12 protein-coding genes, 1 rRNA gene and 1 riboswitch are annotated in these 12,689 nt (G+C 43.1%); all 13 genes read right to left on the bottom strand.

What is annotated here, in order from left to right:
- Nucleotides 1-18: 18 nt before the first annotated feature.
- A complete protein-coding gene (purH, locus tag ACQKFG_RS24555; protein ID WP_427563634.1) occupies nucleotides 19-1,554 on the bottom strand; it encodes a bifunctional phosphoribosylaminoimidazolecarboxamide formyltransferase/IMP cyclohydrolase in 1,536 nt (511 codons plus the stop codon).
- Between the two features lie 18 nt (nucleotides 1,555-1,572).
- On the bottom strand, nucleotides 1,573-2,148 hold the full coding sequence (gene purN, locus ACQKFG_RS24560; protein ID WP_353871389.1) for a phosphoribosylglycinamide formyltransferase: 576 nt from the start codon (nucleotides 2,146-2,148) through the stop codon (nucleotides 1,573-1,575).
- Nucleotides 2,148-3,173 carry a phosphoribosylformylglycinamidine cyclo-ligase gene (gene purM / locus ACQKFG_RS24565; RefSeq protein WP_427563637.1) on the bottom strand — a complete coding sequence of 342 codons (1,026 nt, stop codon included), beginning with the start codon at nucleotides 3,171-3,173 and terminating at the stop codon, nucleotides 2,148-2,150. Before purM ends, purN begins: the two co-directional genes overlap by 1 nt.
- Before the next feature lie 42 nt (nucleotides 3,174-3,215).
- Nucleotides 3,216-4,631 (bottom strand): amidophosphoribosyltransferase, encoded by a 1,416-nt coding sequence (purF, locus tag ACQKFG_RS24570; RefSeq protein ID WP_192207627.1) that lies wholly within the window; start codon nucleotides 4,629-4,631, stop codon nucleotides 3,216-3,218.
- The gene (gene purL, locus ACQKFG_RS24575; RefSeq protein WP_427563639.1) at nucleotides 4,616-6,838 is read right to left on the bottom strand and encodes a phosphoribosylformylglycinamidine synthase subunit PurL; all 2,223 of its coding nucleotides are present in this window, start codon (nucleotides 6,836-6,838) and stop codon (nucleotides 4,616-4,618) included. The genes purF and purL overlap by 16 nt, the downstream gene beginning before the upstream one ends.
- Nucleotides 6,822-7,508 carry a phosphoribosylformylglycinamidine synthase subunit PurQ gene (gene purQ / locus ACQKFG_RS24580; protein ID WP_192207625.1) on the bottom strand — a complete coding sequence of 229 codons (687 nt, stop codon included), beginning with the start codon at nucleotides 7,506-7,508 and terminating at the stop codon, nucleotides 6,822-6,824. The genes purL and purQ overlap by 17 nt, the downstream gene beginning before the upstream one ends.
- Nucleotides 7,505-7,759, bottom strand: coding sequence for a phosphoribosylformylglycinamidine synthase subunit PurS (purS, locus tag ACQKFG_RS24585; protein ID WP_034306118.1), 255 nt, complete (start codon nucleotides 7,757-7,759; stop codon nucleotides 7,505-7,507). The genes purQ and purS overlap by 4 nt, the downstream gene beginning before the upstream one ends.
- Nucleotides 7,752-8,471 carry a phosphoribosylaminoimidazolesuccinocarboxamide synthase gene (gene purC / locus ACQKFG_RS24590; RefSeq protein ID WP_192207624.1) on the bottom strand — a complete coding sequence of 240 codons (720 nt, stop codon included), beginning with the start codon at nucleotides 8,469-8,471 and terminating at the stop codon, nucleotides 7,752-7,754. Before purC ends, purS begins: the two co-directional genes overlap by 8 nt.
- Nucleotides 8,472-8,575: 104 nt before the next feature.
- Nucleotides 8,576-9,868 (bottom strand): adenylosuccinate lyase, encoded by a 1,293-nt coding sequence (gene purB, locus ACQKFG_RS24595; protein WP_076372692.1) that lies wholly within the window; start codon nucleotides 9,866-9,868, stop codon nucleotides 8,576-8,578.
- Nucleotides 9,865-11,025: a 5-(carboxyamino)imidazole ribonucleotide synthase gene (gene purK / locus ACQKFG_RS24600; RefSeq protein WP_427563643.1), complete on the bottom strand. Its 1,161-nt coding sequence runs from the start codon at nucleotides 11,023-11,025 to the stop codon at nucleotides 9,865-9,867. Before purK ends, purB begins: the two co-directional genes overlap by 4 nt.
- Nucleotides 11,009-11,497: a 5-(carboxyamino)imidazole ribonucleotide mutase gene (gene purE, locus ACQKFG_RS24605; RefSeq protein WP_098370632.1), complete on the bottom strand. Its 489-nt coding sequence runs from the start codon at nucleotides 11,495-11,497 to the stop codon at nucleotides 11,009-11,011. The genes purK and purE overlap by 17 nt, the downstream gene beginning before the upstream one ends.
- A gap of 177 nt (nucleotides 11,498-11,674) precedes the next feature.
- A riboswitch (purine riboswitch) is annotated at nucleotides 11,675-11,776 on the bottom strand.
- 74 nt (nucleotides 11,777-11,850) lie between these two features.
- A complete protein-coding gene (locus ACQKFG_RS24610; RefSeq protein WP_192207621.1) occupies nucleotides 11,851-12,051 on the bottom strand; it encodes an NETI motif-containing protein in 201 nt (66 codons plus the stop codon).
- A gap of 534 nt (nucleotides 12,052-12,585) precedes the next feature.
- Nucleotides 12,586-12,689 (bottom strand): 5S ribosomal RNA (rrf, locus tag ACQKFG_RS24615); the annotation flags it as partial.

Genomic DNA, 12,689 nt, shown 5'->3' on the forward strand with positions numbered 1-12,689 from the left:
ATCGCACCTCATTTTTGATTAATGTTTAAAGTGACGAATTCCTGTAAACACCATCGTAATCCCATATTCATCAGCTTTCTTGATTGAATCCTCATCTTTAACAGATCCACCAGGCTGAATGATTGCCGTGACGCCCGCTTTCGCTGCCGCTTCTACAGTATCATCCATTGGGAAGAAAGCATCTGATGCCAATGCACTTCCTGTCGCTCTTTCCCCAGCTTGTTCCAGGGCAATTTTTGCAGCTCCCACACGGTTCATTTGACCTGCACCAACACCTAATGTCATTTGATCGTTACAAACCACTATTGCATTCGACTTGACATGTTTCACGATTTTCCAGCCAAGTTCCATGGCTTTCCACTCTTCAGGGGTAGGCTCACGTTTCGTTGCCACTTTTATCTCTGCATCCTTTAAGCTATGTGCATCCCGATCTTGAATAAGTAATCCGCCTTCAATGGATGTCAATTTACGCTCAGGCTTTTTAACCGCATCGAAATCGATCGTTAATAAACGAAGGTTTTTCTTGCTTGTCAATACTTCCACTGCCTCGTGTGTAAACCCAGGGGCAATGATGATTTCAAGGAAAATTTCATGAAGTTTTTCAGCAGTCGCCTTGTCAACTTCACGGTTCAATGCGATGATCCCACCGAAAATGGAAGTGGCATCTGCCTCATAAGCTTTGTCAAATGCTTCCAAAATGGTCGCACCGACACCGACGCCGCAAGGATTCATATGTTTGACTGCAACTGCAGCCGGCTCATTGAATTCTTTAACGATTTGAAGTGCTGCATCAGCATCATTAATGTTGTTGTATGAAAGTTCTTTTCCATGTAGTTGATTCGCTTCTGCAATTGAGAAAACAGAACCAAGCGGTTTTTTATAGAATGCGGCTTTTTGATGTGGATTTTCCCCATAACGAAGCGACTGTTTCAATTCAAAGGTAACAGTCAATGATTCAGGATTTTCTTCATCGGCAAGCTCTGTCATATACTCTGAAATAACGGCATCATATGCTGCTGTATGGCGGAAAACTTTTGCAGCCAGGCGGCGATTCGTGGTTTTTGATACTCCGCCATTTTGTTTCAGCTCAGCCAATACGTTAGGATAATCATTGGAATCAACGATAACAGTCACATATTCGTGGTTTTTAGCAGAAGAACGAAGCATTGTCGGTCCACCGATATCGATGTTTTCAATAGCATCTTCCACAGTGACTTCCGGTTTGGAAATAGTCGCTTGGAATGGATATAGGTTCACACAGACTAGTTGAATGGGTTCAATATTATGCTCTGCAAGCTGTGCTGTGTGATTTTTGTCATCCTGTTTTGCCAACACTGCTCCATGGACATTCGGGTGAAGTGTTTTAACACGTCCATCCAATATTTCCGGGAAACCGGTGACGTCACTGATTCCAATTACCTCAATACCATTATCCTGCAGCGTTTTTTTGGTACCGCCTGTAGAAATGACTTCAAAACCTGCTTCAATTAAACCTTGAGCAAATTCTACGATACCTGTTTTATCCGATACACTAATTAATGCACGTTTCTTCATGTTATGTTGGTCCCTCCATTAAGTAAGTTTCTTGTGGCATAGCTCCCGCAAAACTGACGGATACAAGTCATGCTCCATCTCCTGAATCCTTTTTTGAAGGATATCTTTCGTATCCCCCTCAAGAATTGGCACTGCCTTTTGGGCAATGACCGGTCCTGTGTCCATTCCATCATCGACATAATGAACCGTTACCCCCGTTTCCTTCACTCTTGCATCAAAAGCCTGGCCAATTGCATCCTTGCCTGGAAAACTAGGCAGAAGTGAAGGGTGGATGTTCACAATCCTCTGTGAATACTTTTGTAATAAAGTTGGACCGATCAAACGCATATAACCAGCCAGAATGATGAATTCTATCTCATACTGGCGAAGTCTTTCGAGGATTTCCGATTCATACTCAATCTTATTCGAGTAGTTCTTCGCTGAAAAGGAGAAAGAATCAATATTCTCAAGCATAGCTCTCTCAAGCACATATGCGTCTTCACGATCGCAAACGACAAGACAGATTTCCGCCTCTAACTTTCCACTTTTTATTGCTTCAGCAATTGATTGAAAATTACTACCGTTACCTGATGCAAAGACAGCAAGGCGTTTCATTATTTGAACGACACTCCATTTCCATCCACTACCGTTCCAATAACCGAGGCTTCTTCACCGCAAGAACGTAGGTGGGCTAGCACATCGGATGCCACTTCTTTTTTCACGACGGCCGTCATTCCGATTCCCATATTGAAGATATTGAACATTTCCTCTTTTACAAGGTTCCCTTTTTCTTCAAGGATTGAGAATATAGTTGGAATTTCCCAGCTTCCGAGCTCGATTTCAACACCGCATCCTTCAGGAAGAATACGCGGAATATTCTCGATGAATCCCCCACCAGTGATATGGGCAAGACCATTGACCTCAAATTTTTCCAACGTCGATAAGACGGACTTCACATAGATTTTTGTCGGTTTTAATAATTCCTCTCCCAACTTGCAATCCAGTTCCGGTACGAAGTCATGAAGCCCCATACCTGAGTCTTCAAGAAGAATTTTACGAACAAGGGAATATCCATTACTGTGGATGCCGCTTGAAGCGAGTCCAATAACGACGTCACCCGCCGAGATTGCTTCACCAGTAATTAGACGTGATTTTTCAACGGCACCAACAGTAAAACCTGCAACATCGTATTCTTCCGTCTCGTACATGCCAGGCATTTCAGCCGTTTCTCCGCCGATTAAAGCACAGCCCGCCTGCTCACAGCCATCTGCAATTCCTTTGACGATCATTTCAATTCGTTCGGGATCTGCTTTACCGCAGGCAATATAATCTAAAAAGTATAAAGGTGCAGCACCTTGAACGACAACATCATTGACGCACATAGCTACACAATCCACTCCAATTGTATCGTGTTTATCCATCATGAACGCCAACAAAAGTTTTGTACCCACTCCATCCGTACCTGAGATGAGCACAGGTTCTTTAAGGTTCAAGGAAGATAAATCAAACATGCCGCCGAAACCGCCCAGACCATTCATTACTTCTGGACGAAATGTGCGCTTTACATGTTTTTTCATTCGATTTACCGCTTCATAACCAGCCTCAATATCCACACCAGCCTGTTTATATGCATTAGCCATTTGAAATCCTCCTCCGAAAATCAATCATCATTGCCGACTTGATTAACATTTTGTTTTTTCTCGTTCGTATTCAAAAATTTCAGTCGGATAATTTCCGGTGAAACAAGCTAGGCATGAACCGCGCGTTTCTCCAGGAAACGGTCTTCCAATTGCTTCGACCATACCTTCGACACTTAAAAAAGTTAAGGAATCGGCACCGATGATTTCCCTTATTTCCTCCACCGATTTAGAGCTCGCAATCAGTTCTTCCTTTTTAGACGTGTCTATGCCATAAAAACATGGATTCTTGATCGGTGGTGAGCTGATTACTACATGCACTTCTTTCGCCCCGGCATCTTTTAACATGCGGACAATCCTTCTGCTCGTTGTCCCACGGACGATTGAATCATCAACCATTATGACCCGCTTACCTTCCACTACCCCTCTTACAGGTGATAGTTTCATCTTCACGCCTTGTTCACGCAGACTTTGTGATGGCTGAATGAACGTCCGTCCAACATACCGATTTTTTATTAAACCCATTTCATAGGGAATGCCTGCAGCTTCAGCATAGCCAATCGCTGCCGAAATGCTGGAATCAGGTACACCTGTAACTACATCTGCTTCAATTTTGGTTTCCAGTGCCATTTGCTTGCCAAGGTTTTTTCGTGCCGTATGGACATTGATCCCATCAATATTGCTATCCGGACGGGAAAAATACACGTACTCCATCGTGCACATTGCCTGTTGACTGGAAAGCGAAAAGTACTCGGATGTGATTCCCTCATCATTAATGACAACAAGTTCACCCGGCTCAATATCGCGGATGAATTCTGCACCTACAATATCGAGTGCACATGTTTCTGATGCAGCGAAATATGCATCGCCTATTTTCCCCAAGGAAAGTGGACGGAAGCCATGCGGATCTCTTGCCATGATCATTTGGTTTTCGGTCATGATGACAAAGGCATAGGCCCCCTTCAGCATGCTTAAGCTGTTCTTCACGGAATCTCTTACATCCGAGTAGCCGGAGCGTTTAATCAGATGTGCCAGAACTTCCGTATCGGATGTCGTTTGAAAAATGCTTCCCTGTCCTTCAAGCTGCGCTTTTAACTGATGGGCATTGACGATATTCCCATTATGGGCAAGTGCCAGCCCTCCTGTATGCGAATTGAACAGGAAAGGCTGAACATTTTGATACCCGCCGCCGCCTGCCGTAGTATAACGGACATGGCCGATTGCCGCTTTTCCGGTACCGGAAAGTGCCTGCATTTTTTCAGCAGTGAATATCTCTGTGACAAGTCCTTCGCCCTTAGAGATGGACATCTGCTCACCATCCGTCACGACGATGCCTGCTCCCTCTTGACCACGATGTTGCAAGCTATGCAAACCGTAGTAAGCAAGCTGTGCAGCATCGGGATGTCCCCAGACTCCTACAACACCACACTCTTCGTTTAGGCTTCTTATTTCAGCAAGCATGGTATGGCTCCCTTCCAAGCTGTTTGTAAATCTTCAACGTCCGCTTCCAATACTTTGCTATCACTGCATGTCTCCACGACTAATTTATTATCAGCCGTTACTGAACCTATGCATATCGCATCTTCAACAAGTGCTTCAAATGCCGCTTGGTTTTCAGGTTTGATGGACAGTAAGAATCGTGATTGCGTTTCACTGAATAATTCGGATACCGGTTCGCCGGATATATTCACTTTTGCCCCAAGTTTGCTAGCCCCGAATAAAGATTCAGCTAAAGCCACTGCCAAACCACCTTCCGAAAGGTCATGGGCTGATGCAACAAGTCCTTTTTGGATTGCAGTTAGAATTTGCTGCTGACGTTTTTGTTCAATGGACAAATCAAGTTCTGGAGCGCGCCCAAAGATTTTACCCTCAAGCATTTTCTGTAATTCACTGCCTCCAAATTCAACCTTCGCTTCGCCGACCACATAAATCAAATCGGATTCATTTTTAAATGTTTGTGTAGTGATGTGCTGAAGATCACTAACAAGACCAACCATCCCAACTACAGGTGTCGGATAAATCGCTTCACCATTCGTTTCATTGTAAAGGGAGACATTTCCGCCAATTACAGGAGTACTTAAGCTTCTGCAAGCCTCACTCATACCGTCTGCCGCTTTTTCCAATTGCCAAAATATCTCAGGTTTTTCTGGATTTCCAAAATTCAAGCAATCCGTAATCGCCAAAGGCTCTGCACCCGAGCAAATGATGTTACGGGCAGCTTCAGCCACTGCGATTTTGCCACCTGTTTCAGGATCTAAATAAATAAAGCGGGAGTTGCAATCCGTCGTCATGGCAAGGGCCTTATTCGTACCCCGTACACGCACTACGGCCGCATCCGATCCAGGTGAGACGACTGTATTCGTGCGGACCATGTAATCATATTGGTCGTAGACCCATTCCTTACTCGAAATTGTCGGTTGCTTCAATAGTGAAACCAATGTTTCTTTGTAATCTCCAATTGCTGGAACTTCAGCCTTCATGCTTTGGAAGTCACGGAAATATTGCGGTTCTGCAGATGGCTTGTGATAGATTGGGGCTTCTTCAGCCAATGCATCAACCGGAACCTCAGCAACGATTTCACCTTGATGGGAAAGTGTTAGATTTTTGTCATCCGTTACTTCTCCAACAGCAACAGCTTCTAGGTCATACTTTGTAAACAAGTCAACTATTTCCTGTTCGCGTCCTTTAGTTACAACGATCAGCATCCGCTCTTGTGATTCAGAAAGCATCATTTCATATGCTGTCATTCCCGTCTCACGCTGCGGTACCAAATCAAGATTCATTTTTATTCCTGATCCAGCTTTACTCGCCATCTCGGCAGATGAGCTTGTAAGACCCGCTGCTCCCATATCCTGAATACCGACAAGGGCATCATTTTGAATCAATTCAAGGCATGCTTCCAAAAGCAGTTTCTCCATGAATGGATCGCCTACTTGTACGGCAGGCCGTTTTTCTTCTGAAGACTCTGAAAGCTCTTCAGATGCAAAAGTTGCTCCATGGATTCCATCACGTCCAGTTTTGGCACCCACATACATCACCGTGTTGCCCACTCCATGCGCTTGGCCCTTTTTAATGTCCTTATGATCGATCAAACCTACACACATGGCATTGACTAGAGGATTCCCTTCATACGATGGATCAAATTGAATTTCTCCGCCGACAGTTGGAATTCCGATACAATTCCCGTATCCCGCAATCCCGGCAACCACTTCTTTAAATAAATATTTCACGCGATCATTATCTAACTCACCAAAGCGAAGCGAGTTCAGCATCGCAATTGGACGGGCACCCATGGAGAAGACATCACGGATAATTCCGCCGACACCAGTAGCAGCACCTTGATAAGGTTCTATTGCCGAAGGGTGGTTATGACTTTCAATTTTAAAAACGACAGCCTGATCGTCACCGATATCAACGATACCTGCTCCTTCACCAGGACCTTGCAGCACTTTCTCCCCTGTAATCGGGAACTTCCTTAAGATGGGTTTCGAATTTTTGTAGGAACAATGCTCTGACCACATTACCGAAAACAATCCAGTTTCCGTATAATTCGGCAGTCTGCCTAAGATTTTCTCCACCATTGCAAATTCATCATCGGATAGTCCCATAGTTGCGTACAAACGATCCGATTTAATTTTTTCCGGACTTGGTTCAAGCTGTAATAACATGTGATTCCCTCCAGTTTTTTACGATGGATTGAAAAATCTTTAAGCCGTCTTTACTGCCAAGCAGCGAATCAACAGCACGTTCGGGATGAGGCATCATTCCGAGGACATTTCCTTGTTCATTTGTAATCCCCGCTATCTGTTCCAAGCTTCCGTTTGGATTTTCACCATCATACGTGAACAAGATGCGGTTATTTCGTTTTAATTCAGCCAATGTCTCATTATCGCAGTAGTAATTCCCTTCACCATGGGCAACCGGGATCGTAATCGTTTCATTTAATTCATATCCTGTCGTGAACATCGATTGATTATTTTCAACCTTCAGTCCTACATTGCGGCAAATGAATTTCAAGCCTTCATTACGGCGCATCGCTCCAGGTAAAAGTCCTACTTCAAGTAAAATCTGAAAACCATTGCAGACACCCAAGACAGGCTTTCCTGCTTGTGCCGCTTTTACGACTTCGGCCATTACATTCGAAAATCGTGCAATTGCTCCAGAGCGTAAATAGTCTCCATAAGAGAAACCTCCTGGAAGGAGAATCCCATCATACTGATCTAGATTGTCTGTAGAGTGCCAAACATACTCCACTTCTTCCCCCAGTGCATCCTTTATCGCATGGTACATATCGACATCACAATTGGAACCAGGGAAAACTATGACAGCAAATTTCATTGGGTGATAACCTCCTCAACATCATAACGGTAAGCTTCAATTACCGTATTGGCCAATAGTTTTTCACACATTTCCTTCACAAGTTGATCTAAATCACGATCCGTATCTTTAATTGTAAGTTCAATGTATTTCCCCACTCGAACATCGCTAACTTCGTTATAAGTCAAACTATGAAGTGATTGTTGCACTGCTGCTCCCTGTGGATCTAGTACACTTTCGCGTAGTGTGATATATACCTTAACCTTATACATGTTGAGTGCCCTCCAACTTTGCTAGTATTTTTTCGTAAGCATCTGTTAAACTTCCTAAATCACGGCGGAATACATCTTTGTCTAACTTTTCGTTCGTATTAATATCCCATAATCGGCAAGTATCAGGTGAAATTTCGTCTGCCAGCAAAATGTCTCCATTCGGGGTTTTACCGAACTCTAATTTAAAATCAATCAATTTAATGTCCAACTCTTTAAAGAAGGAAGTTAAGACAATACTGATTTCTTGTGCTTTTTCTTTTAAAATCGCTACATCTTCCTTGCTTGCAAGTTCCAATTCTTCAATATGGTCTTCCGTTAACAGAGGATCGCCGAGTTCGTCGTCTTTATAGTAAAACTCAATCAGCGTTTTCTTTAGCGGCTTGCCTTCTTCAATGCCAGTCCTTTTAGAAAAACTGCCGGCAGCCGTATTTCTGACAACGACTTCAAGCGGAATGATGGATACCCTCTTTACTAGCTGCTCCCGGTCGGAAAGCATTTCAATAAAATGGGACGGGATATTTTCTTGGGCAAGCTTTGAAAATAGTAAGCTAGTAATTTGATTATTCAACTTACCTTTTCCGGCAATCTCTGACTTCTTCTCGCCATTGAACGCTGTTGCCGAATCCTTGTATTCCACCCATACTATTTCACTGTTGTCCGTTGCAAAAATCTGTTTCGCTTTTCCTTCATACAACAATTCTCGTTTTTCCATCTGTCAAGACCCCCACATTGTGAATATTATGAATTTTCCTGCCATTGGTTAGGCTTGGCAAACATATCACCGTTTAGAGGTGCCATGTTTGCCGCCTTCACTTTTTATAAACCTAAACGATCAAAGATTACATCAACATTTTTCAGGTGATGTGTAGGATCGAAACAATCATCAAGTTCTTCTTTCGTAAGCAAGCTTGTGATTTTATCATCCTTTTCGATCAAGCTTCGGAATGGAACTTGAAGCTCCCATGCCTCCATCGCTTTCGGCTGAACCGTATCATAAGCTTCTTCGCGGACAAGTCCTTTATCGATAAGGGAAAGCAGTACACGTTGTGAGAAAATCAATCCAAGCGTACGGTCCATATTGCGTTTCATATTTTCTGGATATACGGTCAAGTTCTTCACTATGTTGCTGAAACGGTTCAGCATGTAGTTTAATGCGATCGTTGCATCCGGCAAGATGATGCGCTCAGCAGAAGAATGTGAAATGTCACGTTCATGCCATAATGGCACATTCTCATATGCTGTCATCATGTAACCGCGGATTACACGTGCCATGCCCGTCATATTTTCAGAACCGATTGGATTCCGTTTATGGGGCATTGCTGAAGAACCTTTTTGTCCTTTTGCAAAGAATTCTTCCACTTCGCGTGTTTCACTTTTTTGCAAGCCGCGAATTTCCACTGCGAACTTTTCAATTGATGTCGCTATTAAAGCCAATGTGCTCATATAATGTGCGTGGCGATCGCGCTGCAATGTTTGTGTTGAAATTGGCGCTGCTTCAAGACCAAGCTTTTCACAAACAAATTTTTCAACGAACGGGTCGATGTTTGCGTAAGTTCCGACAGCTCCAGAGATTTTCCCAACCTCTATGTTCTTTCTTGCTTCTTCAAAACGTTCGACATTGCGTTTCATTTCTTGATACCAAAGAGCCAGTTTCAACCCAAAAGTGGTCGGCTCAGCATGAACTCCATGTGTACGTCCCATTTGAACCGTATATTTATGTTCCTTCGCTTTATTTTTCAGGATCTCCACGAAGTTATTTAAATCCTTGGCAAGGATCTCATTCGCTTGCTTAATCACATATGAAAGAGCTGTATCCACCACATCAGTGGAAGTCAGTCCGTAATGGACCCATTTCCGTTCTTCACCCAACGTTTCAGAAACCGCACGTGTAAAAGCAACAACATCATGGCGTGTATCTTTTTCGATTTCATTGATACGGTCCACATCGAATGTAGCCTTTTCACGAAGAAGCTTCACATCTTCTTTTGGAATGACACCTAGCTCAGACCATGCTTCACAAGCTAAGATTTCAACTTCCAACCACGCATTAAAGCGGTTCTTTTCTGTCCAAATGTTTCCCATCTCTGGGCGGGTATAACGTTCAATCATTTTACTTCCTCCGTTTCAACCTGTTGATTCCATATTTTGCTTCGATCACTTTCCAAAAGAGCTTCCTCGATCGTTGGACGTAAAATATTCACATGACCCATTTTCCGCTTAAGCTTGGCTTCTTTCTTACCGTATAGGTGGACCTTCCAATCTGAAAGCGTCGGAATTTCATCCATTAAGGGCCCGATATGCTCACCAAGGATGTTTATCATTACCACAGGCTTCAATAACGCCGTATTTCCGAGCGGCCAATTGCAGACAGCCCTAATATGCTGTTCGAACTGTGAAGTCTCACATGCTTCCATTGTATAATGGCCTGAGTTATGAGGTCTTGGCGCTAATTCATTAATGATGATCTCATCCTGAGCGGTTAAAAACATCTCGACTGCCAATGTCCCCACCAAATCAAGTTTCTCTGCAAGCTGCAAAGCTTCATTAATAGCTTTCCGTTCAGCTTGTTGACTAATACGGGCGGGAACAATACTTTTATGAAGAATGTTTTCAATATGAATGTTTTCCGCAATCGGAAAATGACTTACCTCGCCATTTGCCTTGCGCGTCACGATAATGGAGATTTCCTTTACGAAAGGAATCCAGGCTTCCAGCACACATTTACCTGTTTTGAGCAGGGATTCAGCCTTTTTGATATCGGCTTCTTCCTTAATGACCAACTGCCCTTTTCCATCATAACCGCCCCGCGTCGTTTTTAACACACTAGGGTACCCTATTTTCTCTATATGAAGGTAAATTTCTGAAATATCCTGTATTTCCTGATAAGGAGCAACGGAAGCACCTGCATCAGATATGGCTTTTTTTTCCGTCAATCTATCCTGTGTCAGCTTTAATAATTCTGAGCCCTGTGGAAGATATGCATGTTGCTTTAACCAATCCAAGGCTGCTGAACTGATATTTTCAAACTCGTAAGTTATGACATCACTGACCTCAGCTAACCTTTTCAATGCTTCGATATCATCATAAGCACCAGTGATTTCTATATCCGCCACTTGAGCACATGGACCTTCTGCAGTCGGCTCAAGGACCGCAATTTTAAAGCCCGATGCCTTAGCCGATAAGGCCATCATCCTGCCCAATTGCCCACCGCCAATTATTCCAATGGTCTGTCCCGGTAAAATGACTGTATTATTTAAGTTGTTCACTGCTCTGTAACACCTTTTCTCTGGTTTCGTTTCGTAAAGCCTCTAACCTATCAGCAATGTCAGAATCAAAAGCTGCTAATATTTGAGCCGCAAACAAACCGGCATTGACTGCGCCCGCTTTTCCGATCGCGACCGTTGCAACCGGTACGCCACCAGGCATTTGAACAATCGATAATAACGAATCCATCCCATTTAATGCCTTCGACTGTATTGGAACGCCTATCACAGGGACAATCGTTTTAGCGGCGGTCATACCTGGAAGATGTGCAGCCCCGCCTGCTCCGGCAATAATCACTTTAATATCTCTCTCTTTTGCACTCTCTGCATATTCAAATAGTAAATCCGGCGTCCGGTGGGCGGAAACGACTCTTTTTTCATAGGGAATCTCAAGCTGTTCCAATGATTCACAAGCGTATTTCATCGTCTCCCAATCCGAGACACTTCCCATAATAACCCCAACTTGCGGTTTCATATCATCTTTCCCTCCAACACTCATATTATGGCGTCCCGAGTATGTAGACGGACGCTTATCATTATCTATAACATGTAAATAAAAAACCGGACAGGTTGCTTCCTCATCGAGAAAGCAACCTGTCCGGAAAAGAAAGCCTTTTTGAAAAAGTGCAAAAAGACTTGGCTAGTTTCCGAAATAGTCAGATGCTTTTCTCATAGTCCGATGATTTACGGTCATCAGGTAGAAACTTTTGGGCCATATCCCCATGATTATATGAGATGTATTAATGTAACTTCATATTACCTTCCGGTCATTTTAATGTCAAGTTAAAATCGAATATTTTCACATCATATTAATTAATCGTTCGTGTTTTACTCAATTAATTTTGCTTCGAATACAATTTTCCGATCAACTGGCACATATTGGACTTTGCCATTTTCAATTCTCTCGGCAAAGATTGGCTCCTCCGTTCGCCTTACAGGAAAGTATCCTGCCGCTTTAATCCGATCTAAACATGCATCGATCGACTCGCCCTCGATGACTTCAAACCTTTCCTTACCCTTTTTACTCACAATACCGACCCCTTCCATAATTCTATTTTGTCTGTTTTCTTCCTTAGCAATCAACTTGCATTATTATCAATATTAAGTAAGTTCTTCATCAACAATAAATTCTTCCTAGTATAATGAAAGGAACAAATAAAGACAAGAATACATCTCAATAAAACCGATTTCATCATAATAGAAATCCACTATTGCCTCAGATTATGATATCTCTGTCTTCCGTTAAAGTCCTCCGCTTATAAATTATGCATCCCCTTTATTTATCCTACCCTTCTCTCCCTCTGAATTACTATAGCCTGATTCATGAAATTAACCATTGCTCCATGATCGGTACATATTCGTAACTTGCTCTCATGAATTATTTCAATTCAAGTGTTTACGATAGGTCGAAATTAATAGTCTGCGGGTTTAACCATATCTCGTTTCAGGGCGTTTAAATTACTCTACAGGTCGAACTAGATGTTAAACCACCTCACTTCTCCCTGATAGCTGAAAGTTTATCTATACAAAAAAAGACCAGCCGGATGGCTGATCTTTGAAATGGCTTGGCGGCGTCCTACTCTCACAGGGGGAAACCCCCAACTACCATCGGCGCTGAAGAGCTTAACTGCCGTGTTCGGAATGGGAACGGGTGTGACCTCTTCGCT

Source organism: Peribacillus sp. NPDC076916 (assembly GCF_050269675.1).
GTDB classification, from domain to species: Bacteria; Bacillota; Bacilli; order Bacillales; family DSM-1321; genus Peribacillus; species Peribacillus aracenensis.

What these genes read in the sequence shown, in the direction of transcription:
- purQ (WP_192207625.1), bottom strand. Translation starts at nt 7,508, where the DNA reads ATGAAATTTGCTGTCATAGTTTTCCCTGGTTCCAATTGTGATGTCGAT.
- purF (WP_192207627.1), bottom strand. Translation starts at nt 4,631, where the DNA reads ATGCTTGCTGAAATAAGAAGCCTAAACGAAGAGTGTGGTGTTGTAGGA.
- purH (WP_427563634.1), bottom strand. Translation starts at nt 1,554, where the DNA reads ATGAAGAAACGTGCATTAATTAGTGTATCGGATAAAACAGGTATCGTA.
- purE (WP_098370632.1), bottom strand. Translation starts at nt 11,497, where the DNA reads ATGAAACCGCAAGTTGGGGTTATTATGGGAAGTGTCTCGGATTGGGAG.
- purC (WP_192207624.1), bottom strand. Translation starts at nt 8,471, where the DNA reads ATGGAAAAACGAGAATTGTTGTATGAAGGAAAAGCGAAACAGATTTTT.
- purB (WP_076372692.1), bottom strand. Translation starts at nt 9,868, where the DNA reads ATGATTGAACGTTATACCCGCCCAGAGATGGGAAACATTTGGACAGAA.
- purN (WP_353871389.1), bottom strand. Translation starts at nt 2,148, where the DNA reads ATGAAACGCCTTGCTGTCTTTGCATCAGGTAACGGTAGTAATTTTCAA.
- purL (WP_427563639.1), bottom strand. Translation starts at nt 6,838, where the DNA reads ATGTTATTACAGCTTGAACCAAGTCCGGAAAAAATTAAATCGGATCGT.
- purM (WP_427563637.1), bottom strand. Translation starts at nt 3,173, where the DNA reads ATGGCTAATGCATATAAACAGGCTGGTGTGGATATTGAGGCTGGTTAT.
- purS (WP_034306118.1), bottom strand. Translation starts at nt 7,759, where the DNA reads ATGTATAAGGTTAAGGTATATATCACACTACGCGAAAGTGTACTAGAT.